The sequence below is a fragment of the Sphaerisporangium siamense genome, from assembly GCF_014205275.1.
Taxonomy (GTDB): domain Bacteria; phylum Actinomycetota; class Actinomycetes; order Streptosporangiales; family Streptosporangiaceae; genus Sphaerisporangium; species Sphaerisporangium siamense.
In genome coordinates, this window is the sequence record NZ_JACHND010000001.1 from 4583176 (window position 1) to 4606541 (window position 23366).

The following is a 23366-nucleotide window of genomic DNA, read 5'->3' on the forward strand; positions in this document are numbered from 1 at the left end:
AGAAGAATTGGGCCCGCCGAAGGAGTGGATCGTGAACGATGCCGCCGACACGCCCGTGCTGCGCGCCCGCGGGTTACGAAAGGAGTACGGCAAGGGGGAGGGGCTGGTACGCGCCGTCGACGGGGTCGATCTCGACGTCGCCGCGGGGGAGACGGTGGCGATCATGGGGCCCAGCGGATGTGGTAAGTCCACGCTGCTGCACCTGCTCGGCGGGCTGGACCGGCCCTCGGGGGGAGAGGTGTCGCTGAACGGTCGTCGCATCGACGACCTCGGCGAGAAGGCCCTGGCCCGGTTGCGACGGACCGGCGTCAGCTACGTCTTCCAGTCCTTTCACCTGATTGAGGAGCTCACCGCCGTCGAGAACGTCGAGCTGTCGGCGCTGCTCGCCGGACACTCGCCCCGGGCCGCCCGGCGGCGCGCCGAAGAGCTGCTGGATCGGCTCGGGCTGGCGGGCCGGGCACGTTTCCTGCCCTCCGCTCTGTCCGGCGGTCAGCGGCAGCGGGTCGCGGTCGCCCGGGCGTTGAGCAACGAACCGCTGGTCGTGCTCGCCGACGAACCGACGGGAAACCTGGACAGCGCCGCCACCCTCGACGTTCTCCAGCTCTTCGAGAGCCTGCACGAGTCCGGCTCGGGGTCTGGCTGCTCGCCCTGCTGGCGGTGGCCGGTCTCGCGGTGCTGGTCGGGGGCCGGATGGCCGATCAGACCAGGCGTGTCGGGCTGCTGAAAGCGGTCGGCGGCACACCGGGCCTGGTCGCCGCCGTGCTGCTCGCCGAGCATCTCCTGGTGGCCGTCGTCGCGGCGGCGGCCGGGCTGGTGATCGGGGCGCTGTCCGCTCCGTTGCTCACCGAGTCGAGCGCGGGCCTCGTCGGCGGCGCGGGGACGGCGCCGTTGACGTGGTCCACGGCCGGTCTGGTGACCGGGGTGGCCCTCGGGGTCGCGGTCGTGGCGACCGCCGTCCCGGCCGTGCGCGGCGCACGCTCCAGCACCGTCAGCGCGCTGGCCGACGCGGCACGCCCGCCGCGCCGCACCGGGTGGCTGATCGCTCTCTCGGCGCGACTGCCGGTCCCGCTGCTCCTGGCCCTGCGGGTCGCCGCCCGCCGGCCGCGCCGGGTCGTGCTGGGCGTGGCCGGCGTCGCGGTCACGGTCAGCGGGATCTACGTCCTCCTCGTGCTCAACGCCTTCCTCGGCGCTCAGCCGGGCACCGGCGCGTACACCGATGCCCAGGTGGCGGTGCTGCGGCACGTGCTCCTCGTCTGGACGGTCTTCCTGCTCGCCTTGGCGGCGGTCAACGCCATCGTCATCACGTGGGCGACGGTGCTCGACAATCGGCACACGTCGGCGCTGGCGCGCGCCCTCGGCGCGACCCCCGCGAGGTGACCGTCGCCCTGGCGTCCGCGCAGGTGCTGCCCGCGCTCCTCGGCGCCGTCCTGGGCCTCTTCCCGGGAGGCTTCCTGCTGTTCGCCGCCGTCAACACGATCGCCGGCGGCGACAGCGAGAAGGCCACGCTTCCCGTGCCCTGGCAGCTGATCGCCACGGTGCTCGCCACCGCGCTCGTGGTGGCGGCGCTCACCTCTGTCCCCGCCTACCTTGGCGGTCGCCGACCGGTGACCGAGGCTCTCTGAGCCGAGCCCGCGTGATCATGGGCGGAAAATGCCGCGACGGGGCGGCGCGGCGTCGAGCATTCTTGTGATCATGCTTGATGACGCGCAGGTGAAGGCGTTCGTGGCGGACGGGTTCGTCCGGGTCGAGGGGGCGTTCTCGCGGGAGGTCGCGGAGGAGTGCCGGGGGATCATCTGGCGGGATCTGGGCGCAGACCCCGCCGATCCGGGCACGTGGCCGCGGACGGTGGCGGCGCGGCCGGGGTACGGACAGCCGCCGTTCCGGGCCGCGGCCGGCACGCCGCGTCTGCACGCCGCGTTCGACGGCCTCGTGGGCAGGGGGCGGTGGCTGCCGCGCGCCGATCTGGGGGGCTTCGTGATCCGCTTTCCCGGCGGCGAGCCGGCCGTCGTCGACGGGTGGCACGTCGACGTGAGCTTCCCCGGCCGGGACTCCGGCCCCCACGACTACATGACCTGGCGCGCGAACGTCCGGTCCCGGGACCGCGCGCTGCTGATGTTCTTCCTGTTCTCCGACGTGGGGGAGGACGACGCGCCGACCCGGCTGCGCGCCGGCTCTCACCTGGACGTGGCGCGGGTCCTGGAACCCGAGGGCGAGGACGGCCTGGACGCCAGGGAGCTGGCGCGGCGCGCGGAGGACGCCAGCGGGCACCGGCCGATCGTCCACGCCACGGGCCGGGCGGGCGACGTCTACCTGTGCCACCCGTTCCTGGTGCACGCCGGCCGGCCGAACAGGGGAAAGGAGCCGCGGTTCCTGGGCCAGCCGAAGCTGGTGCCGGCCGTGCCGCTCCGGCTGGAGCGCCCGGACGCGGCCTTCTCTCCGGTCGAGGCCGCGATCAGGAGAGGTCTCGGACGCGAGTGACGCGTGCCCGTCCCCAGGACCGCCTGGCTCAGGTCGCGGCCGGATCACCGTCGGCGGCACGACGACGATCACGCCTCGCCGTCCTCCGCAGGGAGGACGGCGAGGCGCGCGGCGACCGGGAGCGGATCAGTCGCGCTCCTTCCACGGGGGGCGGGCACTGGGACCGCCCTTTCGGGTCCCGCGGGATCCGGCGTCGCCGTGGGTCAGCGCTTGTTGACCCAGTAGTTCTGCAGGCTTCCCGTCGCCGGGATGCGCGCCGTCGAGACCGACCCCACGGGAACCCAGGGCCCGGCGTTGGTGATGACGCCGACCTGCGGGTTCACGTGCCGGGCGACCAGGTAGATCTGGTGTTCTCCCGTGCCGCTCGTGCAGAGGCTGGAGACGTATCCGTTGGACACCCAGGTGGTGCAGTCGTCGGGGAGGGCGTAGGCGGTGCCGCCCGGCAGGGCGACGGCGAGCAGTGCGGCGAAGGAGAGGGCAGCCGCCCACTTCCTGGATCTCACGTGTGCATTCCTCCGGCGGTGAAGGGGGTGGAGGTGGAGCCGGCGGCCGACCGATTCTTAGGAAAGTTTCCTAACCGAAAGATACCTGCGGGTCGGAGCGCGTCAAGACCCCGTCCGAGGTGCGGGCGCGGCGGCTTTGCCGTCTCTTGGGGCGCGGTTTCTTATCCTGCGGCCATGGCGCGATGGGTGGGCAGCGGCGGGCACCTCGTGGAGGCGATCCGCCTGGACGGCCGGCCGCTGCTGCGCCTCAGCCAGTACGGCTACCTGGTCGCCTACTGCCGCTCGGTGGCCGAGCTGGCCGCGCACGTCGCGCTGGAGGATCTGGTCGAGGTGATCCCCCTCCCGGCTCGCGACCGATGAGGGGGCGATCGAGCCTTCCGTGACCCGCCCGGGGTCGTTTCGCCGTTCCGGTTCATCTCACCTGCTGAGAATTTCCGGCCGCGCCCGGAGGAATTTCCCGGCCTATTCCGCGCCGCTTTCCGTGGCCGTGACGGCGTGCCGCCCGTGCGCGGGCCAAAGGGCTTCCGGGACGGATTGCCGGACGTTCTCGGTCGCCCGTTGAAGGTTCCGGCGCTGCCCTCTTCCGACGCCTCCGGCCGAGGGCCAGTACGGGTCTGTGGGCCTTGTCAATACCCGGACGTGCCGGAGGATCCGGCCAAGGGGCTCGCGAACGGGGGATCATCCCGAGAAATATGAATAGTGCTCATAATGCCTTCCGTAAGGACGAGAAGAGCGGTCCCCATACGCAAATCCCGGGCCTCCATCGCTCTGAGTGATACCTCTGGCAAGCGTTATAGAAAATAGACGGCCGGGGGCTTGTTGGGTGATATTCCGCTGGCTAGTGTCCAGCGCGGGGATCGAAAAAGGGGGCGGCATGAACGTTCTTCTCGTCGAGAACGATCGCCGCGTGGCCGCCGCTCTCGCCGCCGGGCTGCGCAGGTACGGCTACGCCGTCGCGCATGCCTCCACCGGCAGGGAGGCCCGGCAGGCCACGGGGTACGACGTGGTGCTCATCGATCTCGGCCTGCCCGACGAGGACGGCCTCGCCCTCTGCCGGTCGATCCGGAGGTTCGGCGGCCTCCCGATCATCCTGCTCTCCTCCAGGGGCGCGGAACAGGACCGTGTCCTCGGGCTGCGCGCCGGCGCCGACGACTACCTGGCCAAGCCGTTCGGCATGGCCGAACTGGAGGCGAGGATCCAGGCGGTGGTGCGCCGCCCCCGCGCCGCCGCGAACGCCACCATCGTCGTCGACGACCTCACCCTCGACCTCGCCGCGCGCACCGTGCGGCGCGCCGGGCGCGTCGTCGGCCTCACCCCCAAGGAGTTCGGCCTGCTCACGCAGCTCGCCGAGAGGCGGGGAAAGGTCGTCCACCGCGAGCAGCTCCTGCTGGAGATCTGGCACGACACGGGCAGGGCCGCCGCCCGCACCCTTGATGTCCACATCACCAACCTGCGCGCCAAGCTCGGCCGTCCGCCCATCCTGCACACCGTGCGCGGCGTCGGCTACCGGCTCGGCGCGGCGGGCGCCGGCTGATCGGACGGCCCGGCGCCGCCCGATGGCGAGGGGAAGGTGTGGCCGGCGCGGCAGGTCACCTGAAATTGATAGCCGACTATCATTTCCGGTGGGAAACGAACCCCGACGGTCGGATCACCTGGAGACGACATGAGCGAACCGGTGACGTTGCCGCTCCACATGCGCAGGGACGGGTTCGACCCCGTTCCCGAGGTGGCGGCCCTGCGGGAGGGGGAAGGCGTGGCCAAGGTGCCCATGCTCTTCGGCATGGAGGCATGGCTGGTCACGCGGTACGCCGACGTCCGCGCGGTCCTCGGCGATCACGTGCGGTTCACCAACACCCGGCAGGCCAGGTTCCGCCCGCCGGGCATGCCCGAGATGACCGAGGAGGAGATCGCGCGCCTGCAGGCGGGCAACCTGCTCGTGCTGGACCCGCCCGAGCACACCCGGCTGCGCCGCTTCCTGACGCCGGAGTTCACCATGCACCGGATGCGCGCGCTGGAGCCGCGCGTCCGCGCCATCGTGGCCGGCCGGCTGGACGCCCTGGAGCGCACCGGCCCGCCCGCCGACCTGGTCACCGGTTTCGCGCTGCCGGTGCCGTCCCTGGTGATCTGCGAGCTGCTGGGCGTGCCGGAGGGCGACAGGGACGAGTTCCAGCGGCGCACCGGCCGCATGCTCGACCTGGCGGTCCCCATCGAGGAGCGCGTCGCCCTGCAGCGGGAGGGTCACGCGTACATGACCGACCTCATCGCCCGCACCCGCGCCGAGCCCGGTGAGGACCTGCTGGGCATGCTGGTCCGCGAGCACGGCGACGAGCTGACCACCGACGAGCTGGTCGGCGTCGGGAATTTCCTGCTGATCGCGGGGCACGAGACCACCGCCAACATGCTCTCGCTCGGCACGCTGGCGCTGCTGCGCCACCCGGACCAGATGGAGTCGCTCCGGCGCGAGCCCGGGCGCGCCGACGCCGCGGTGGAGGAGCTGCTGCGCTGGCTGTCGGTCGTCCACTTCGGCACGGCGAAGGTCACCACCACCGACGTCGAGGTGGCCGGCCGGCGCATCCCGGAGGGCGAGCTGGTGATCGTCGCGCTGTCCGCGGCCAACCGCGACCCTGTGCTCGGCGAGGACGCCGACCGGCTGGACCTCGGCCGTGACGGCCCCGGGCACGTCGCGTTCGGGCACGGCGTCCACCACTGCCTGGGCGCCCCTCTGGCCCGCATGGAGCTGCGCATCGCCTTCCCCGCCCTGCTGAGCCGCTTCCCCGCGCTGAAGGAGGCCGGCGCGGGCGCCGGGTTCCGCTCGTCCCACTTCGTGTACGGGCTGAACTCGCTGCCGGTGACCTGGTAGGCGGCGGGCCCGGATGACGGGCGCTCCGCCCGCGCGGGCCCGGCGGCGGGAACGTGAATGCTGCTAGCGTCCGCCCTGTGCAAGGTCAGGGAAGCCGGGCGGACGCGCTGCGCAACACCGACAAGATCGTCCGCGCCGCCATCGCGGTCCTGCGCCGGATCGGCCCGGCGGCGCCGCTGGAGGAGATCGCCCGGTGCGCCGGGGTCGGCGTCGCGACCGTCTACCGCCGCTTCGGCGACCGCCACGGCGTGGTGCGCGCCGCCTTCCTCGCCTACCTCGCCGAGAAGGTCGAGCCGCTGGCCCGCGCGGCCGGCGAGGACGCCGACCCCCGGCACGGCCTGGACGCCGCGCTGGCCGCCGCCGTGGACGCGCTGGCCGCCCACCACACCCTGCTGGCCGCCGCGCGGGAGTCGGGCGCGTTCACGGTCGACCTCGCGGAGCGGTGTCTCGGCCCGCTCGCCGAGGTGCTGGCGGGCGCGCAGCGGCGCGGCCAGATTCGCGCGGACCTCGTGGTCAGGGACCTGGCCGCGATCGTGGTCATGGCGCTGGCGGCCACGCGTCCCGGGGAGCCGGGCCGCGCCGACGCGCGCCGCTACCTGGCGCTGCTGCTCGCCGGGACGCGTCCCTCCGCCGAGCCCTTGCCCGCCCTCGCCGCGCTCGTGAAGCCCGGCAGCGGGGTCAGCCCGCCATCTGGGGCGGCCCGGGATCCTCGCGGGTGACCTGCGCGGGCGCGACGTCGTCGCGCAGCCCGCGCCAGGAGGGGTGGCGCAGCCGGCGGTCAGGGGTCCACTCGGCGTACTGCACCTCGCCGACCAGCGCCGGTTCCGCCCAGTGCGCCTCTCTGGCCTGCTCGCGCGGCACCTCGTCGTCGAAGGGCGAGGTGTCCCTCTCCAGCGGCCCGAGGACCTCCAGCAGCTCGCGCAGCGTCTCCTCGGTGAACCCGGTGCCGACGTTGCCCGCGTAGACCAGCCGCCCACTGTCGTGGACGCCGAGCAGCAGCGAGCCGATCGTGGCGGCGCGGCGGCCCTTGCCGGGGGTCCAGCCGCCGACGACCACCTCCTGCGCCCGGAAGTTCTTGACCTTGGTCCACTCGGGCGAGCGCCTGCCGGGACGGTAGGGGGAGCTCAGGCGCTTGGAGACGATGCCCTCCATGCCGAGCCGCCTGCTGAGGCCGAGGGCGTGCACGCCGTCGTCGTGGAACCAGGCGGGCACCTGCCAGCGCGCGCCCGCCGACACGATGTCCTCCAGCAGGGCCCTGCGTTCCACGTACGGCAGGCCGATCGCGGGGTCGGCGCCGACGTGCAGCACGTCGAACAGCATGAACGTCACGGGGACCGTGGCGACGAGGTGGCGGACGCGCGCCGGGTCGCGCTGGTGCATCCGGGGCTGCAGCGCCGAGAAGCTCGGCCGTCCCGCCTCGTCGAAGGCGACGATCTCCCCGTCGAGGACGACGTCGCGGCGGCCGACCGCGCCCGCCAGCGGGTACAGCTCGGGGTAGGCGGTGGTGACGTTCCTGCCGTTGCGCGAGACCAGCCGGAGCGCGGCGTTCTCGACGTACGCGAGCGCGCGCACGCCGTCCCACTTCATCTCGTGTCCCCACTGCTCGTCCACGGCGGGCGCGGGCAGCGGTCCGGGCTGGGCGAGCATCGGGGAGTAGGTAGGAAGTCCCCCCATGGGCGTTTTCCTACCCGTTGTACCGTCGAGTACGAACCCCTGGCGCCTCAAGAGCCGATCATGCGATGTCGGGATAATGGGCCGTATGAGATTGAGGATCTTCACCGAACCCCAGCAGGGCGCCACCTACGAGGACCAGCTCCGCGTGGCCCAGGCGGCCGAACGGCTCGGGTTCGACGCCTTCTTCCGCTCCGACCACTACCTGAACATGGGCGGCGACCCCGAACCGGGGCCGACCGACTCGTGGGTGACGCTCGGAGCCCTCGCCCGTGAGACCAGCACCATCCGTCTCGGCACCCTCGTCACGGCGGCCACGTTCCGCCTGCCGGGCCCGCTCGCGATCAGCGTCGCCCAGGTGGACCGGATGAGCGGCGGCCGGGTGGAGTTCGGCTTCGGCACCGGCTGGTTCGACGCCGAGCACAAGGCCTACGGCATTCCCTTCCCGCCGCTCGCCGAGCGCTTCGCCCGCTTCGAGGAGCAGCTGGAGATCATCACCGGCCTGTGGACCACCGAGCCGGGCGCCACCTACTCGTTCGAGGGCGCCTACTACCGCCTGGTGGACTCCCCGGCGCTGCCCAAGCCCGCGCAGCGGCCCCGCCCGCCGGTGATCATCGGCGGCACCGGCGCCAAGCGCACCCCGCGCATCGCCGCCAGGTTCGCCGACGAGTACAACGTGCCGTTCAACCTCGTCGACGACACCGCCGCCGCGTTCGGCCGGGTCCGCGACGCCGTCGAGGCGGCGGGCCGCGAGCCGATCGTGCTGTCGGCCGCGCAGGTCGTGTGCGTCGGCGCGGACGAGGCCGAGGTCGCCCGCAGGGCCGCCGCCATCGGCCGCGAGGTGCCCGAGCTGCGCCGCAACGGCCTCACCGGCACGCCGCAGGAGGTGCTCGACAAGCTCGGCGCGTTCGCCAAGGCCGGGGCCGAGCGGGTCTACCTGCAGGTCCTCGACCTGTCCGACCTGGACCACCTGGAGCTGATCGCCGCGGAGGTCCTCCCGCACCTCTGAGTTCCACGGCCTGCGGGAATCCGGTGGCCGGTGTGATCGGGATAGGGAAAAATCGGGCGACGTGCTGCTCGCCATCTCGACGACCACCCAGCCGGCCACCGACCTCGGCTTCCTGCTGCACAAGCATCCCGGCCGCGTCCAGGACTTCGACCAGTCCTTCGGGGTCGCCCGCGTCTTCTACCCCGAGGCCACCGCCGGCCGGTGCACCGCGGCGCTCATGCTGGAGGTCGACGCGGTGCGCCTGGCCCGCTCGCGCGGCGCCGCGTCCTCGCCCGACTTCAGCCTCGGCCAGTACGTCAACGACCGGCCGTACGCCGCCTCGTCCATGCTCGCGGTGGCGCTCGCCGACGTCTTCAGGACGGCGCGCGCCGGCATCTGCAAGGCGCGGCCGGAACTGGCCGCGGGCCCGATCGACCTGACGATCACCGTGCCCGTGCTGCCCTGCCGGGGCGGCGCCGACCTGGCCGGCCTGCTGTTCGAGCCGCTCGGCTGGCGGGTCGAGGCCACGCCGATCCCCCTGGACGAGCGGTTCCCCGCCTGGGGCGACTCCCGCTACGTGCGCCTGGTCCTCACCGGCGCGGTCCGGCTGGCCGACGCGCTCAACCACCTGTACGTCCTGCTGCCGGTGCTGGACGACGCCAAGCACTACTGGATCGCCCCCGACGAGGTCGACAAGCTGATCCGCGCGGGGGAGGGCTGGCTGGCCTCCCACCCCGAGCGCGGGCGCATCACCCGCCGCTACCTGGGCCGCCGCAGCGGCCTGGCGCACGCCGCGTTCGCCCGCCTGGCGGAGGTCGGCGACGACGTCGAGGAGGACCTGGAGCCCCCCGTCGAGGAGGAGCCCGCGGCCGACACCGCCGAGCCCGCCGGGGAGTCCGGCGCCGATCCGGCGGGAGAGCCTGCCGCAGAGCCCGGGGAGGCCGGGGAGGCCGCGGGGGACGCGGAGGGGGCCGGGGCACGGTCCGGGGCGCGTCCGCTCAACCTGCTGCGCGTCGACGCCGTGCTCGCCGCGCTGGCCGAGACCGGGGCCGGCTCGGTCATCGACCTCGGATGCGGCTCGGGACGGCTGGTCGGCGAGCTGCTCAAGAACCCCGCGCTGACCCGGGTCACCGGCGCCGACGTCTCGGCGCGGGCGCTGGCCCTGGCCGCGCGCCGCCTGAGGCTCGACCGCATGCCCGAGGCCCGCCGCGGCCGCCTCACCCTCTTCCAGGGCGCGCTGACCTACACCGACGCCCGGTTCGCCGGGTACGACGCCGCGGTGCTGATGGAGGTCGTCGAACACGTCGACCCGCCGCGACTGCCCGCGCTCGAACGCGTCGTGTTCGGCGTGGCCCGGCCCCGCACGGTGATCGTCACCACGCCGAACCGCGAGTACAACGCGCGCTACGAGTTCCTCACCGGCATGCGGCACCCCGACCACCGCTTCGAGTGGACCCGCGCGGAGTTCGCCGGCTGGGCCGGGCGGGTCTGCGCCGAGCACGGCTACCGCGTCGCGTACCGGCCGGTCGGCGAGGAGGACCCCGAGCTCGGCCCGCCGACCCAGATGGGAGTGTTCACCCGTGACTGACCCCGTGACCGAGCCGGCGACGGAGCCCGCGACGGAGCCCCGGGACGTGGGCGCGGCCGAGCCCCTGGAGGAGCTCGTGGAGGAGCCCGCCAGGCAGGGCGTCACCGAGATCGGCGTGCCCGCGCTGTCGCTGGTCGTGCTGGTGGGCGTCTCCGGCAGCGGCAAGTCGACGTTCGCGCGCAAGCACTTCCTGCCCACCCAGGTCGTCTCCTCCGACTTCTGCCGCGGCCTGGTCGCCGACGACGAGAACGACCAGGCCGCGACGCCGGACGCCTTCGACGTCCTGAACTACATCGTCGCCACCCGCCTGCGCCGCGGCCTGCTCACCGTCGTGGACGCCACCAACGTCCAGTGGGAGGCGCGCAAGAAGCTGGTCGAGCTGGCCAGGAGCCACGACGTGCTCGCCGACGCGATCGTCCTCGACGTCCCCGAGGAGGTCGCCGTGGCACGCAACGCGCTGCGCCCCGACCGGGACTTCGGCGCCCACGTCATCGTCCGGCAGCGCAAGGACCTGCGCCGCTCCCTGCCCAAGATGTCCAGAGACGGTTTCCGCCGCGTCCACGTCCTCAGGGGCGAGCCATCGACACGGCCACCATCGCCTACGAGAAGGCGTGGACCGACCGGCGCGAGCTGACCGGCCCCTTCGACATCGTCGGCGACGTCCACGGCTGCCGTGCCGAGCTGGAGACCCTGCTCACCACGCTCGGCTGGGAGCTGCGCCGCGACGCGGCCGGCCGCCCGGTCGGCGCCTCCCACCCAGAGGGCAGGACGGCGGTCTTCGTCGGCGACCTCGTGGACAGGGGCCCCGACTCGCCGGGCGTGCTGCGGCTGGTGATGGGCATGGTCGCCGCCGGGACGGCGCTGTGCGTGTCCGGCAACCACGAGCAGAAGCTGACCCGCGCGCTCAAGGGCCGCAAGGTGTCGATCACTCACGGCCTGGAGGTGTCCCTGGAGCAGCTCGCCGCCGAGCCGGAGGAGTTCCGCCGCGAGGCCACCGCGTTCATGGAGGGGCTGATCAGCCACTACCAGCTCGACGGGGGCCGGCTCGTGGTCGCCCACGCCGGGCTGAAGGAGGCCTACCACGGCCGCGCCTCGGGCCGGGTGCGCTCCTTCGCCCTGTACGGCGACACGACGGGGGAGACCGACGAGTACGGCCTGCCGGTCCGCTACCCGTGGGCGACGGACTACCGGGGCCGGGCGATGGTCGTGTACGGCCACACGCCGGTGCCCGAGCCGGAGTGGGTGAACAACACCCTGTGCGTGGACACCGGCTGCGTCTTCGGGGGCAAGCTCACCGCGCTGCGCTACCCGGGCCGCGAGGTGGTCTCGGTGCCCGCCGAGCGGGTCTGGTACGAGCCCACCCGGCCGCTCGCCGCTCCCCTGCGGCGCGACCCCGGCGTGCTGGCGATCGGCGACGTCCAGGGCACCCGGTACGTCGAGACGCGCTCCGGCGGCAAGGTCAAGATCCGCGAGGAGAACGCGGCCGCCGCGCTGGAGATCATGAGCAGGTTCGCCGTGGACCCGCGCTGGCTGGTCTACCTGCCGCCGACCATGGCCCCGCCCGAGACGTCCCGGCTCGACGGGTACCTGGAGCACCCCGCCGAGGCGTTCGCCGAGTTCGCCGCCGCCGGGGTCGCCGAGGTCGTGTGCGAGGAGAAGCACATGGGCTCGCGGGCGGTCGCCGTGCTCGCCCGCACGCCCGAGGCGGCGGAGGCGCGCTTCGGCGTGACCGGCGGCGCCTGCGGGACCGTGCACACCCGCACCGGCCGTCCCTTCTTCGACGACCCGGAGCTGACCGGCGAGCTCGTCGCGGGGCTGCGGGCGGCGGTCTCCGACGCGGGACTGTGGGACCACCTGCGCACCGACTGGATCGTGCTGGACTGCGAGCTGCTTCCCTGGTCGGCCAAGGCCGAGGGGCTGATCCGCGCGCAGTACGCCTCGGTCGGCGCGGCGGCGGGGGCCGCCATGCCCGAGGCGGTGCGGCTGCTGGAGGCGGCGGCCGCGCGCGGCCTGGACGTGGCCGGGCCGCTCGGCCGGGCACGGCGGCGCGCCGCCAACGCCGCGCTGTTCCGCGACGCCTACGCGCGGTACTGCGCGCCGGTGTCGGGCCTGGCGGGCATCCGGCTGGCGCCGTTCCAGATCCTGGCCGTGGAGGGACGGGCGACCGCGGCCGAGGAGCCGCACTCCTGGCACCTGGAGACGCTGGCCCGCCTGGACTCCCCGCTCATCGCCCCGACGCGGCACGTCTTCGTCTCGCCGGGCGACGAGCGGTCATGCGCCGCGGCGGCCGAGTGGTGGGAGGGGCTCACCGCGGCGGGCGGCGAGGGCATGGTCGTCAAGCCGGTCCACCCGGCCGCCGGGCGCGTCCAGCCGGGCGTCAAGGTGCGCGGGCGTGAATACCTGCGCATCATCTACGGGCCCGACTACACCGACGCGGTCGAGGCGCTGCGGGGCAGGTTCCTCGGCAAGAAGCGGTCGCTGGCGCTGCGCGAGCACGCCCTCGGGCTGGAGGCCCTGGCGCGGCTGGCCGAGGGCGAGCCGCTGTGGCGGGTCCACGAGCCCGTCTTCGCGGTGCTCGCCCTGGAGTCCGAGCCCGTGGACCCGCGCCTGTGACCGCCGCTCAGGCCCCGGACCGCGCGGCCGGGGCCGGGTCCACGGCCACCTCGCGGCGGACGTACGCCCGCAGCTCCTCGCCCTGCTCGTAGAGGTCCGTCAGGACGGCCAGGCAGGGGGCGATCACGTCGGGGTCGGTGACGCGGCGCCCGCCGAGGTGGGCGCCCGTGGCGTCGTACAGCACCTCGTACATCAGGCCGGGGGAGAGGATCAGCAGCTCGGGCACCGGCCCCGACCGTTCGTAGGGGCGCACGGCCGAGGCGGGCACGACGCGGGGACGCTCGCCGGCGTCGGCGCGCGCCGCCAGGACGTGCAGTTCCCACTGCATGTAGGGGGTCAGGGGGCGCTCGACGACCCGGGCGCGCCGGAACTCCGCGTAGCCCTCGTAGTCGGCGGGCAGGGAGCCGCGCATCTCGCCGATCAGCCGCAGGGAACGTTCCCAGTCGCCCTCGGACATGGCCACCCAGGACGGCTCGTAGGGCTCGTAGAAGTGCTGGAGGCGTTCGAGCTTCCACACCACGCCCTCGGCGCTCTCGTAGGCGGCGCGGAACTCCGGGCCGTAGACCTCGGGGGGCAGGACCGCCGCCTCCGCCGCGCGCGCCCGCTCGAAGACCTCGGACACCTTGGATGCCTCGCGCGCGCGATGGTCAAGGCGGTCGTCGGTGCTCGGGATCATGGGCGGCTCCTCGTCGTTGGGTGCGGACTCCGCGCGGCGCCTCGCCGCGGAGCTGTGGCGAGAGGTACGGGGAGGTGCTGTGGAGTGCTGTGGGGTGCTCGGCGATCGCTCGAATTCACTCGGGTTACCGGGACATCGCGGGAAGAACGTGCGCCACCATGCCCGGACCCGTCCGCGACGAAACCCGGGAATGACAACGGTCTTCAGAAAACAGGCCGATCATGGGACGGCTGACATGGAGCGTCAAGGCCCAAATCCCGGCGGGACTCGACGGCGCGGCGACGCAGGGCCACCGATGCCCCCGGACGGCCGGTCCGGAACGCTCCCCGGACACGCCTGATGGCCGGACGGGCGTGGGCCCGTCCGGCCGGGTGAGCTCACCCCGCGGCGGCGGTCAGAAGCGGCGGCCGGGACGGCCGTGGTGGTGGAGGCGGTGCGCCACGCCCAGCAGGGCGAACACCAGCCACACCAGGAAGAGCACCTTCAGCACGCCGAACATCACCCACAGCGAGCCGGAGACCAGCGAGACGATCAGCACGACCGCCAGAATGATCAGGAACGCCGGGGGACCGCCGTGGTGGCGCCGGGCACGGGCGCGCCGGGCGGCCCGCATGGCGTGGTGCGCGGCGAGGTCGCCGGTCCACGCCGGGCCGGCCCACGGCGCGGGACCCGCGTGGGGCCCGCGGCCGGGGTGGCCCGGGTGCTCCCAGCGCGCCCACGGCGGGGGAGGCCCCCAGGGGCCACGCCGGCCGTGCTCGGCGCGCGCGGGCGCGGGGCCGGGCAGGTCGGCCGTCACCCGGCGCAGGTCGCCGGCCGTCCGGGCGGCGAGCACGGTGTCGAGTCGTTCGCTCAGCTCGTCATGGGTGAGGCGGCCCTGCGCGAAGTGCTCCCGCAGGGCGGCCATCACCTCGTCGCGTTCCGCGTCGCCGATCCGCAGATCGTCCCGCGAGGTCATCGAGGATCACTCCTCCGAGGTGTCGCCGTCGGCCAGGATCTGGTAGAGCTTGCGCCGGGTCTGGGCCAGGACCTGCTTGGCCTGCCCGATCTGCCCTTCGCTTCCAGTCTGCGCGATCTGGAACAGCGCCGCGGCGGCCTGGCGGGACAGATCGAACAATTCGTACACGGTGTCGTCGACGTCGGGCGTCATCTCCTCCCACGGGGCCCGCACCTCTTCCGGATGCTCGGTGACGTACTCCTGCCCGGCGGGGGTGAGCTGGAAGGTCTTGCGGCCGTCGGTCTCCTCCGCCCGCACCAGGCCCTCGTCGGTGAGCTGCTGCAGCGCCGGGTACACCGCGCCGGGGCTGGGCTTCCACCCGCCCTGGCTGCGCTGGGCGATCTCCTGGATGATCTGGTAGCCGTTGCGGGGCTCCTCGCTGAGCAGCGCCAGGATCGCGGCCCGCACGTCGCCGCGCTTGGCCTTGCGCCCGCCGCGGCCGAAGCCGCCGAACGGCCCGCGCCCCCCGCCGAACGGGAAGCCGGGGCCGCCGAAGCCGCGCCCGAAGTCCCACGGGCCGGGACCGCGGCGCCCCCGGTCGCGGCGGTCCCGGCGCTCGTCGTGGCCGTGGTCGTGCGGGCCGTGGTGGTGCCCGTGTTCCCAGCCCGAGGCGGCGGCGCGCAGGGCGGCCACGGCGGCGCCCCCGATCAGGCGCGGGTCGGGCAAGGGGCCTCGCCCCGCGTATGCGTATGACATGTCTTCCCCCAGTCCGAGCGATCGACCATCGATCGCTCTCGATGCCTCAACGATATATCGTTACCGTTCTCAGAACAACCCATGGACGAGGGAAGGTGCGGGCCGCCGACGCGAGCGGTCCAGGCGCCCCCGATGGCGAGAGCCCCGTGGCGGCCGGGGATTCGCCCCCGTCTGGTCCGCGTTATTCGGGGCACCTTCAGGGCATGGTCAATGCCCAGCTAGGCACGGTCCAAAAATGAGTGACGCAGATCACGAAAATGCGGGAACAGACCGCGGGATCCGAGCGTTAGCAGCTATCGACGGGTCCGTTCTGCTTTGAGAGGGCTGGGGGGTGCTCTTGGAGCGGAACGGCCCGTCTGCCTTTTCCTGGGCTCTTCCCCTTACTTCCCCGACGTACCGTCCCGTAACGCGGGCATCACCTGTCCGTAACCCGTCGTAGGCCACCCTTTTCTGCCTCCGGGGCAAGCGACACGCCGGTTCGTTGATGGCAAACTTCCCGCGTATGGCAGGGATTTTGCCGTAAGGTCCCCGATCGTGATCTACGCATGATGGGGCATACGCACGCGCTGAGCGGGGCCGCGGCCTGGCTTCTCGCCGCGCCGGGGCTCGCCGCGCTTCCCGGAATGGGCGGACCCCTGGCGGAGCTCGCCCCCATGGTCTCCGGGGTGCTGTCCCCGGGCGAGCTGATCGCCGGCGCGCTGATCTGCGCGGGCGCCGCCATGCTGCCCGACCTCGACCACCCGCACGCCACGATCGCCCAGACCTTCGGGCCCGCGACGTGGGTGCTCAGCAAGGTGGTCAACTGGGCCAGCGGGGGCCACCGCCACGCGACCCACTCGCTGGCGTTCGCGATCGTGGCCGGGGTGGGCACGCACTTCCTCGCCGACCGCTATCCCATCGGGCGCGACATCGTGGTGGTCCTGATGATCGGCCTGGCGATCCGGGCCGTCGGCGTCGGCATCCCCGGCAAGACCATCACCTCGGCATTGGTGAACATCGCGCTGACGGCCGCGACGTTCGTCTTCTTCCAGTCCCGCGGCCTGGACTACTACTGGCTCGGGCTCGCCGTCGCGATCGGATGCCTGGCCCACGTGGTGGGCGACTGCCTGACCGAGCGGGGCTGCCCCGTCCTGTGGCCGCTGCGGCACCGCTGGCTGCTGCCATGGAAGATCGGCATCAAGACGGGCAGGAAGTTCGAGGTGAAGATCCTCGGGCCGGTGCTGTCGGTGGTCGTGATCGGCCTGTTCGCCCTGCGGCTCATGCCCGCGGCGGCCTGAGGCCCCTCCCGCCGGGGGTAACTTGATGTCGAGATACATGACCCGATATCTTGATATCGAGACATCGTGCCGCCGGGGGTGCAGGTTAGGTCTACCTAACTGCCAGCGGTGGTCGACCGGTGCGGCAGGATCTATGGGGCGAACCCGGCATTCAGCTGCGTGACCCATCATCTTCAGTGGCGATGAGTGGAACAAGGAGGCGAGTCCCCGTGCCCGCAACGTCCGCGAACAGCTTCGGCAGCCGTGACACACTCCGTGTCGGTGACGCGGAGTACGAGATCTACCGGCTGGACGCCGTGGAGGGGTCGGCGCGCCTCCCGTACAGCTTGAAGATCCTCCTGGAGAACCTGCTCCGCACCGAGGACGGCGCCAACATCACCGGCGAGCACATCCGCGCGCTCGGCGCGTGGGATCCGAAGGCCGCGCCCAGCGTGGAGATCCAGTTCACCCCGGCCCGCGTGATCATGCAGGACTTCACCGGCGTGCCCTGCGTGGTCGACCTGGCCACGATGCGCGAGGCCGTGCGCGACCTCGGCGGCGACCCGGCCAGGATCAACCCCCTGGCCCCCGCCGAGATGGTCATCGACCACTCGGTCATCGTCGACTTCTTCGGCGGCCCGGACTCCTTCCAGCGCAACGTGGAGCGCGAGTACGAGCGCAACCGCGAGCGCTACCAGTTCCTGCGCTGGGGCCAGACCGCCTTCGACGAGTTCAAGGTCGTCCCGCCCGGCACCGGCATCGTCCACCAGGTCAACATCGAGCACCTGGCCCGCGTCGTGATGGTCCGCGACGGCAAGGCGTACCCCGACACCTGCGTCGGCACCGACAGCCACACCACCATGGAGAACGGCGTCGGCGTGCTCGGCTGGGGCGTCGGCGGCATCGAGGCCGAGGCCGCCATGCTCGGCCAGCCGATCTCCATGCTGATCCCGCGCGTGGTCGGCTTCAAGCTCACCGGCGAGCTGCCCCCCGGCGCGACCGCCACCGACCTGGTCCTGCGCATCACCGAGATGCTCCGGCACCACGGCGTGGTCGGCAAGTTCGTCGAGTTCTACGGCGAGGGCGTCGCGGCCGTCCCGCTGGCCAACCGGGCCACGATCGGCAACATGAGCCCCGAGTTCGGCTCCACCTGCGCGATCTTCCCGATCGACGGCGAGACGATCAAGTACCTCAAGCTCACCGGCCGCAGCGACGAGCAGGTCGCGCTGGTCGAGGCGTACGCCAAGGCCCAGGGCCTGTGGCACGACCCCTCCAGCGAGCCGGACTTCTCCGAGTACATCGAGCTGGACCTGTCCACCGTCGTGCCGTCCATCGCCGGCCCCAAGCGCCCGCAGGACCGCATCGCGCTGGACGCCGCCAAGCGGACCTGGCGGCACGACGTGCGGGTCTTCGTGCCGGACTACGACCCGGAATACGACCTCGTGGACGAGGAGGGCAAGGAGTCCTTCCCCGCGTCCGACTCACCGGCCTCCAACGCCCAGGCCGACGGGCACGACAAGGGGGACCGGCCGGCCGCCGCCCCCGCCGCGGGCGCCGAGGCGGTCGCGGGCCGCCCCCGCAAGCCCACCCCGGTCACCCTCGCCGACGGCACCTCCTTCGAGATCGACCACGGCGCCGTGGTGATCGCCGCGATCACCTCCTGCACCAACACCTCCAACCCCTACGTCATGATCGGCGCCGCCCTGCTCGCCAGGAACGCCGTCGACAAGGGGCTGACCCGCAGGCCGTGGGTGAAGACCTCGCTGGCTCCGGGGTCGCAGGTCGTCACCGGCTACCTGGAGCGCGCCGGGCTCACGCCCTACCTCGACAAGCTCGGGTTCAACCTCGTCGGCTACGGCTGCACGACCTGCATCGGCAACTCCGGCCCCCTGCCGGAGGAGATCTCCGAGGCGGTCCAGTCCGGCGACCTCGCCGTGACGGCGGTGCTGTCCGGCAACCGCAACTTCGAGGGCCGGATCAACCCCGACGTCAAGATGAACTACCTGGCCTCGCCGCCGCTGGTCGTCGCCTACGCCCTCGCGGGCACGATGGACCTGGACCTGAACACCGAGCCCCTGGGCACGGGCGCCGACGGCGCGCCGGTGTACCTCAAGGACATCTGGCCCTCCCCGGAGGAGGTCGCCGAGGTCGTCAACTCCTCGATCGGCGAGGACATGTTCAAGCGGGACTACGCCGACGTGTTCACCGGCGACGAGACCTGGCGGTCGCTGCCGGTCCCGACCGGCGACACCTTCGAGTGGGACCCGGCCTCGACCTACGTCCGCAAGGCGCCGTACTTCGACGGGATGCCGAGCGAGCCGGAGCCGGTCACCGACATCGCGGGCGCCCGCGTGCTGGCCCTGCTCGGCGACTCGGTGACGACCGACCACATCTCCCCGGCGGGCTCGATCAAGGCCGACTCGCCCGCGGGCCGTTACCTGAAGGAGAACGGCGTCGCGCTCAAGGACTTCAACTCCTACGGGTCGCGCCGCGGCAACCACGAGGTCATGATCCGGGGCACGTTCGCCAACATCCGCCTGCGCAACCAGATCGCGCCGGGCACCGAGGGCGGCTTCACCCGCGACTTCACCCAGGACGGCGGCCCGGTCTCCACGATCTACGACGCCTCGGTGAACTACCAGGCGGCCGGCCTCCCGCTGGTGGTGCTGGCGGGCAAGGAGTACGGCTCGGGCTCCTCGCGCGACTGGGCGGCCAAGGGCACGGCCCTGCTCGGCGTGCGCGCGGTGATCGCCGAGTCCTACGAGCGCATCCACCGCTCCAACCTCATCGGCATGGGCGTGCTGCCGCTGCAGTTCCCCGAGGGCCAGAGCGCCGCCTCGCTCGGGCTGACCGGCGAGGAGACCTTCGACATCACCGGCGTCGAGGAGCTCAACGCGGGCACGACCCCGGCCACGGTGACGGTCAGGGCCGGCGACAAGGAGTTCCAGGCGGTCGTGCGCATCGACACGCCCGGCGAGGCCGACTACTACCGCCACGGCGGCATCATGCAGTACGTCCTGCGCTCCCTGCTGGCCAAGAGCTGAGCAGGGCAGGCGGGGCCGCGGCCCCGCCCTCGGGGGTCACGAGACTCCGATGAGGACCGGCCCGCGCGGCACACCCGTCCGCCGGGCCGGTCGACCCCGGCCCGTCCCGTGCGGGGACGGGCCTTTTAACGTGTTGCGGCAGGTGGTGGGCCCGCGCCTAGGTTGAGGCCCATGACTCATGATCTTCTCGCGTTACTGATCGCCGGGTGCGTGGTGTTCGCCGGGGCGGTGGTCCAAGGAGGGGTCGGGTTCGGCCTGGGGCTGCTCGCCGCGCCGGTCGTCACCGTCCTCGACCCCACGGTCATGCCCGCGGCCGTGCAGGTGGTCAACGCCGTGCTGCCGCTGCTCACGCTCCTCGCGGAGTGGCGCGCGATCGACTGGCGCGGCCTCGGCTTCGCGCTGCTCGGCAGGCTCCCCGGCGGCGTGCTCGGCGGGCTCGTCGTCGTGTACGTCAGCGGCCAGGTCCTCGGCGTGCTGGTCGGGGTGATGGTGCTGGCCGCGGTGGCGGTCACCGCGGCCGCGGTGGCCGTCCCCCGCAACAGGGCCACGCTCGCCGCCGCCGGTCTGCTCTCGGGGATCACCGGCACGGCCACCGGCATCGGCGGGCCCCCGGTCGCGATCGTCTACCAGCACGACAAGGGCCCGAGGATCCGGGCGACGCTCGCGATGTACTTCTTCCTCGCGGCGACGCAGTCGCTGGCGATCCTCGCCGCGGTCGGGAAGCTGCCCCTCAGGGCGCTCGCCGCGGGCGCCCTGCTCATCCCCTTCCTGGTGGCCGGATACGCCGTCTCCGGGCCGCTGCGGCGCTTCCTGGACGGCGGGCGCATCCGCGCGGGCATCCTCCTCGTGGCCACGGCCTCGGCCTTCGTGCTGATCACGCGCAGCCTGACGGGCTGAGCAGGACGCACCGGTCCGGGTGGGGTCCCGGGCCGTCCACGGCGCCGCCGGGGCGCGCGCCGTGGAGACGGGGTCAGGCCACCATCGCGGAGCCGGCGATCCAGGTGTTGCACGCGGACGGCGCCGTCGCCTTGTAGCCGCGGCTCAGCCAGTTGGCGATGTTGCGGCCCTTGCCGTGGTCGCGCACGTCGGCGATCTCGTCGCCGCTGCGCCGGTCGGCCGCCACGAGGTCGTTCCAGTCCTCGGCCGTGCGGTCGAGCGAGGGCCAGACCGCGCCGATGAAGGCGCCCGCGAGGCACTCGGCCTGCAGCTCGTGCCGGCGGGTCTGCTCCAGGTACTCGTTCTCGCCGCGACCGGGCAGCCGGTCGTAGGCCTTCCACATGCCGGCGAGGTTCTGGACGTGGTGGCCGTACTCGTGGGCGATCACGTCCATCAGGAACAGGTCACCGGGGTCGTCCACGATGCTCTTGTCCAGCAGGAACACGATCTGCCGCGTGGGATTGCAGTAAATGGCCTGGATGTTCTTGCCCCACTTGCGGCCGCACGCCCGTTGCGGCTTGGTGAGGAACCTCACACCGGGTTTCACGAAGGGGAGACGGGCCTTCTTGAACTGGGCGGCCCACACGGTGTCGAGGCACCTCACCAGCGGGACCAGATAGTTCTTGACCGAGGCGACGTCGCCCGCCTCCACCGGCGGCTCCGGGCAGGACACCCGGCCGAGAGGGCCCGAGGCGTACAGCGCGTTGCGGGTGAGGATGGGGGCGTTCTTGATCGGGTAAGCCCAGGAACGTCCCTGCAGTGCCAGGGTCGCGACCAGGGTTAAAAGGATGGCGAGGGAGAGCTTTCGCATGACCCGCTGAGGGTACTCGACACGCCCACACCTCGTAAAACCCATCTAATGTGGATAACTCATGGAGGTTTTGTGAGGGTCCAACGGGAGCGGCGCAGGGGTGGGATCCTTGGGCAAATAGACTCGGCGAACGGCGAACAGGCGGAGGAGATGATTCCGTGAGCGAGCGGAGCCAGCGGGTCAGCGGTTCTGGCGAGGGCGTGCCCGACCTTTTGGCGTCGGTGAAGGGCCCCGGCGACCTCAAGCGCCTGCCGCCCGGCGAGCTGCCCGCCCTGGCCGCCCAGATCCGCGACCTCCTCGTCGCCACGACCTCGCGCACCGGCGGCCACCTCGGCCCGAACCTCGGTGTCGTCGAGCTCACCATCGCCCTGCACCGCGTGTTCGACTCCCCGCGCGACCGCATCCTGTGGGACACCGGCCACCAGGCGTACGTCCACAAGATGCTCACCGGCCGCGCCGCCGACTTCGACACCCTCCGCCAGGAGGGCGGCCTGTCCGGCTACCCGAGCCAGGCCGAGTCCGAGCACGACGTCATCGAGAACTCCCACGCCTCCACGGCCCTGTCCTACGCCGACGGCCTCGCCAAGGCGTACAAACTGCGCGGCGAGACCGGGCGCACGGTCGTCGCGGTCATCGGCGACGGCGCGCTCACCGGCGGCATGGCCTGGGAGGCCCTCAACAACATCGCCGGCCACGCCAAGGACCCCGACCTCCCGCTGGTGATCGTCGTCAACGACAACGGCAGGTCCTACTCCCCGACGATCGGCGGCCTCGCCTCCCACCTGGCGTCCCTGCGCATGACGCAGAACTACGAGCACATGCTGGAGTTCGTCAAGCACAACCTCGGCCGCGTCCCCGTCGTCGGCACCCCGCTGTACGACACGCTGCACGGGGTCAAGAAGGGCCTCAAGGACGTCCTGGCGCCCCAGGTGATGTTCGAGGACCTCGGCCTCAAGTACGTCGGCCCCATCGACGGCCACGACGAGCAGGCCGTCGAGGCCGCGCTGCGCCGGGCCCGCGACTTCCGCGGCCCCGTCATCGTCCACGTCCTGACCACCAAGGGGTACGGCTACTCGCCCGCCGAGAACCACGACGAGGACTGCTTCCACTCCCCGCAGCCGTTCGACCCGCTGACCGGCGAGGAGCAGCCCCGCCCGCACGGCTGGACCAACGTCTTCGGCCAGGAACTGGTCCGGCTCGGCGCCGAGCGGCCCGACCTGGTGGCCATCACCGCCGCCATGCTGCACCCCACCGGCCTGGCCGGGTTCGCCGAGGCGTACCCCGACCGCACCTACGACGTCGGCATCGCCGAGCAGCACGCCCTCACCAGCGCGGCCGGGCTGGCCCTCGGCGGCCTGCACCCGGTGGTCGCCGTCTACGCCACCTTCCTCAACCGCGCCTTCGACCAGCTCCTCATGGACGTCGCGCTGCACCGCCTGCCCGTCACCGTCGTGCTCGACCGCGCGGGCGTCACCGGCGACGACGGCGCCAGCCACAACGGCATGTGGGACCTGTCCATCCTCCAGGTCGTCCCCGGCCTGTCGGTCGCCGCGCCCCGCGACGCCGCCCGCCTGCGCGAGCTGCTCGGCGAGGCCGTCGCGGTCGAGGACGGGCCGACCGTCCTGCGGTTTCCCAAGGGCGCCGTCGGCGCCGACATCCCCGCCGTGGGCCGTCTCGGCTCGATGGACGTCCTGCGCGGCGGCGAGCCCGCCGACGTGCTGCTGGTGGCCGTGGGCCCCATGGCGTCGATCTGCCTGGACGCCGCCGCGCTGCTGGACGCGCACGGCATCTCCGCCACCGTGGTCGACCCCCGCTGGGTCAAGCCGCTCGACCCGGCCCTGGTCGGCGCCGCGGCCGCCGCCCGGCTCGTCGCGGTCGTCGAGGACAACGGCCGCGTCGGCGGCGTCGGCGACGCGGTGGCCCGCCTGCTCAGGGACTCCGAGGTCGACGTCCCGGTGCGCACGTTCGGCGTCGCGCAGCGCTTCCTCGGCCACGCCAAGCGCGCCAAGATCCTCTCCGAGCTGGGTCTCACCGGCCAGGACCTGGCCCGCCGGATCACCGAGGCCGTCACGCGCGGCGCCCCCGTCCTGGAGGACCACCCCGCCTCCTGACCGGCCCCGCGCGCCCCCGTCCAGGCGCCGCGCCGCCGCCCGGCCGAATCGGGAAGGAATGTTCGACCGGTCGCGGGGTAGGCATGACCTGCGCTTTTCTTGCGAAGGCGTACCACGTGGTCAACGGCGATCAGGGGCGTG

Annotated in this window: 20 protein-coding genes and 1 pseudogene; 15 read left to right on the forward strand and 6 right to left on the reverse strand. The window is 72.8% G+C overall.

What is annotated here, in order from left to right:
* The first annotated feature begins 31 nt into the window (after positions 1-31).
* The 4 genes from BJ982_RS21260 (at position 32) to BJ982_RS21270 (ending at position 2478) form a co-directional block, all read left to right on the forward strand.
* Positions 32-724 carry an ABC transporter ATP-binding protein gene (locus BJ982_RS21260; RefSeq protein ID WP_239122812.1) on the forward strand — a complete coding sequence of 231 codons (693 nt, stop codon included), beginning with the start codon at positions 32-34 and terminating at the stop codon, positions 722-724.
* The gene (locus BJ982_RS21265; protein WP_260413820.1) at positions 691-1377 is read left to right on the forward strand and encodes an FtsX-like permease family protein; all 687 of its coding nucleotides are present in this window, start codon (positions 691-693) and stop codon (positions 1375-1377) included. Before BJ982_RS21260 ends, BJ982_RS21265 begins: the two co-directional genes overlap by 34 nt.
* A complete protein-coding gene (locus BJ982_RS38575) occupies positions 1374-1622 on the forward strand; it encodes an ABC transporter permease family protein (RefSeq protein WP_203958919.1) in 249 nt (82 codons plus the stop codon). Before BJ982_RS21265 ends, BJ982_RS38575 begins: the two co-directional genes overlap by 4 nt.
* Positions 1623-1692: 70 nt before the next feature.
* The gene (locus BJ982_RS21270; RefSeq protein WP_184882679.1) at positions 1693-2478 is read left to right on the forward strand and encodes a phytanoyl-CoA dioxygenase family protein; all 786 of its coding nucleotides are present in this window, start codon (positions 1693-1695) and stop codon (positions 2476-2478) included.
* A gap of 203 nt (positions 2479-2681) precedes the next feature.
* Here the strand turns inward: BJ982_RS21270 and BJ982_RS21275 are convergent, their stop codons facing one another.
* Positions 2682-2981 (reverse strand): hypothetical protein, encoded by a 300-nt coding sequence (locus BJ982_RS21275; RefSeq protein ID WP_184882681.1) that lies wholly within the window; start codon positions 2979-2981, stop codon positions 2682-2684.
* 174 nt (positions 2982-3155) lie between these two features.
* Between BJ982_RS21275 and BJ982_RS21280 the strand changes: the two genes are divergently transcribed.
* The 4 genes from BJ982_RS21280 to BJ982_RS21295 all read left to right on the forward strand — a co-directional run bounded on the left by BJ982_RS21280 (position 3156) and on the right by BJ982_RS21295 (position 6560).
* Complete coding sequence (locus tag BJ982_RS21280; RefSeq protein ID WP_184882682.1) at positions 3156-3341, forward strand: transposase; 186 nt, start codon at positions 3156-3158, stop codon at positions 3339-3341.
* Positions 3342-3855: 514 nt separating this feature from the next.
* A complete protein-coding gene (locus BJ982_RS21285) occupies positions 3856-4515 on the forward strand; it encodes a response regulator (RefSeq protein ID WP_184882684.1) in 660 nt (219 codons plus the stop codon).
* A 129-nt stretch (positions 4516-4644) separates the two neighbouring features.
* Positions 4645-5841 (forward strand): cytochrome P450, encoded by a 1197-nt coding sequence (locus BJ982_RS21290; protein WP_184882686.1) that lies wholly within the window; start codon positions 4645-4647, stop codon positions 5839-5841.
* Between the two features lie 77 nt (positions 5842-5918).
* The gene (locus tag BJ982_RS21295; RefSeq protein WP_184882688.1) at positions 5919-6560 is read left to right on the forward strand and encodes a TetR/AcrR family transcriptional regulator; all 642 of its coding nucleotides are present in this window, start codon (positions 5919-5921) and stop codon (positions 6558-6560) included.
* Here BJ982_RS21295 and ligD read toward each other — a convergent pair.
* Complete coding sequence (ligD, locus tag BJ982_RS21300; protein WP_184882690.1) at positions 6520-7515, reverse strand: non-homologous end-joining DNA ligase; 996 nt, start codon at positions 7513-7515, stop codon at positions 6520-6522. The genes BJ982_RS21295 and ligD overlap by 41 nt on opposite strands.
* An 85-nt stretch (positions 7516-7600) precedes the next feature.
* Between ligD and BJ982_RS21305 the strand changes: the two genes are divergently transcribed.
* The 3 genes and pseudogenes from BJ982_RS21305 to BJ982_RS21315 all read left to right on the forward strand — a co-directional run bounded on the left by BJ982_RS21305 (position 7601) and on the right by BJ982_RS21315 (position 12701).
* On the forward strand, positions 7601-8521 hold the full coding sequence (locus BJ982_RS21305) for an LLM class F420-dependent oxidoreductase (RefSeq protein ID WP_184882692.1): 921 nt from the start codon (positions 7601-7603) through the stop codon (positions 8519-8521).
* A 61-nt stretch (positions 8522-8582) separates the two neighbouring features.
* Positions 8583-10088 carry a 3' terminal RNA ribose 2'-O-methyltransferase Hen1 gene (locus BJ982_RS21310; RefSeq protein ID WP_184882694.1) on the forward strand — a complete coding sequence of 502 codons (1506 nt, stop codon included), beginning with the start codon at positions 8583-8585 and terminating at the stop codon, positions 10086-10088.
* Between the two features lie 64 nt (positions 10089-10152).
* Positions 10153-12701 (forward strand): annotated as a pseudogene (locus BJ982_RS21315) (polynucleotide kinase-phosphatase).
* A 7-nt stretch (positions 12702-12708) separates the two neighbouring features.
* Here the strand turns inward: BJ982_RS21315 and BJ982_RS21320 are convergent.
* From BJ982_RS21320 to BJ982_RS21330, 3 genes are all read right to left on the reverse strand, one after another.
* Positions 12709-13377, reverse strand: a complete 669-nt coding sequence (locus tag BJ982_RS21320; protein ID WP_184882696.1) for a DUF6879 family protein — start codon at positions 13375-13377, stop codon at positions 12709-12711.
* Positions 13378-13771: 394 nt separating this feature from the next.
* On the reverse strand, positions 13772-14332 hold the full coding sequence (locus BJ982_RS21325) for a DUF1707 SHOCT-like domain-containing protein (protein WP_184882698.1): 561 nt from the start codon (positions 14330-14332) through the stop codon (positions 13772-13774).
* 6 nt (positions 14333-14338) lie between these two features.
* A complete protein-coding gene (locus BJ982_RS21330; RefSeq protein WP_184882701.1) occupies positions 14339-15067 on the reverse strand; it encodes a PadR family transcriptional regulator in 729 nt (242 codons plus the stop codon).
* Between the two features lie 545 nt (positions 15068-15612).
* On the opposite strand from BJ982_RS21330, the gene BJ982_RS21335 reads away from it, so the two are divergent.
* The 3 genes from BJ982_RS21335 to BJ982_RS21345 all read left to right on the forward strand — a co-directional run bounded on the left by BJ982_RS21335 (position 15613) and on the right by BJ982_RS21345 (position 20264).
* Positions 15613-16344: a metal-dependent hydrolase gene (locus BJ982_RS21335; protein ID WP_184882703.1), complete on the forward strand. Its 732-nt coding sequence runs from the start codon at positions 15613-15615 to the stop codon at positions 16342-16344.
* Between the two features lie 209 nt (positions 16345-16553).
* Positions 16554-19367 carry an aconitate hydratase gene (locus BJ982_RS21340; protein WP_184882704.1) on the forward strand — a complete coding sequence of 938 codons (2814 nt, stop codon included), beginning with the start codon at positions 16554-16556 and terminating at the stop codon, positions 19365-19367.
* Between the two features lie 171 nt (positions 19368-19538).
* Positions 19539-20264, forward strand: coding sequence for a TSUP family transporter (locus tag BJ982_RS21345; protein ID WP_184882706.1), 726 nt, complete (start codon positions 19539-19541; stop codon positions 20262-20264).
* 73 nt (positions 20265-20337) lie between these two features.
* On the opposite strand, the gene BJ982_RS21350 is transcribed toward BJ982_RS21345, so the two are convergent.
* Complete coding sequence (locus BJ982_RS21350) at positions 20338-21114, reverse strand: neutral zinc metallopeptidase (protein ID WP_184882709.1); 777 nt, start codon at positions 21112-21114, stop codon at positions 20338-20340.
* Positions 21115-21314: 200 nt separating this feature from the next.
* Between BJ982_RS21350 and dxs the strand changes: the two genes are divergently transcribed.
* The gene (gene dxs / locus BJ982_RS21355) at positions 21315-23225 is read left to right on the forward strand and encodes a 1-deoxy-D-xylulose-5-phosphate synthase (RefSeq protein WP_184889111.1); all 1911 of its coding nucleotides are present in this window, start codon (positions 21315-21317) and stop codon (positions 23223-23225) included.
* Positions 23226-23366 lie beyond the last annotated feature (141 nt).

Excerpts from the sequence above, each read along its gene's own strand:
- BJ982_RS21265 (WP_260413820.1), top strand. The coding sequence starts at position 691 with ATGGCCGATCAGACCAGGCGTGTCGGGCTGCTGAAAGCGGTCGGCGGC.
- BJ982_RS21270 (WP_184882679.1), top strand. The coding sequence starts at position 1,693 with ATGCTTGATGACGCGCAGGTGAAGGCGTTCGTGGCGGACGGGTTCGTC.
- BJ982_RS21280 (WP_184882682.1), top strand. The coding sequence starts at position 3,156 with ATGGCGCGATGGGTGGGCAGCGGCGGGCACCTCGTGGAGGCGATCCGC.
- BJ982_RS21285 (WP_184882684.1), top strand. The coding sequence starts at position 3,856 with ATGAACGTTCTTCTCGTCGAGAACGATCGCCGCGTGGCCGCCGCTCTC.
- BJ982_RS21290 (WP_184882686.1), top strand. The coding sequence starts at position 4,645 with ATGAGCGAACCGGTGACGTTGCCGCTCCACATGCGCAGGGACGGGTTC.
- ligD (WP_184882690.1), bottom strand. The coding sequence starts at position 7,515 with ATGGGGGGACTTCCTACCTACTCCCCGATGCTCGCCCAGCCCGGACCG.
- BJ982_RS21305 (WP_184882692.1), top strand. The coding sequence starts at position 7,601 with ATGAGATTGAGGATCTTCACCGAACCCCAGCAGGGCGCCACCTACGAG.
- BJ982_RS21320 (WP_184882696.1), bottom strand. The coding sequence starts at position 13,377 with ATGATCCCGAGCACCGACGACCGCCTTGACCATCGCGCGCGCGAGGCA.
- BJ982_RS21325 (WP_184882698.1), bottom strand. The coding sequence starts at position 14,332 with ATGACCTCGCGGGACGATCTGCGGATCGGCGACGCGGAACGCGACGAG.
- BJ982_RS21330 (WP_184882701.1), bottom strand. The coding sequence starts at position 15,067 with ATGTCATACGCATACGCGGGGCGAGGCCCCTTGCCCGACCCGCGCCTG.
- BJ982_RS21335 (WP_184882703.1), top strand. The coding sequence starts at position 15,613 with ATGATGGGGCATACGCACGCGCTGAGCGGGGCCGCGGCCTGGCTTCTC.
- BJ982_RS21345 (WP_184882706.1), top strand. The coding sequence starts at position 19,539 with ATGACTCATGATCTTCTCGCGTTACTGATCGCCGGGTGCGTGGTGTTC.
- BJ982_RS21350 (WP_184882709.1), bottom strand. The coding sequence starts at position 21,114 with ATGCGAAAGCTCTCCCTCGCCATCCTTTTAACCCTGGTCGCGACCCTG.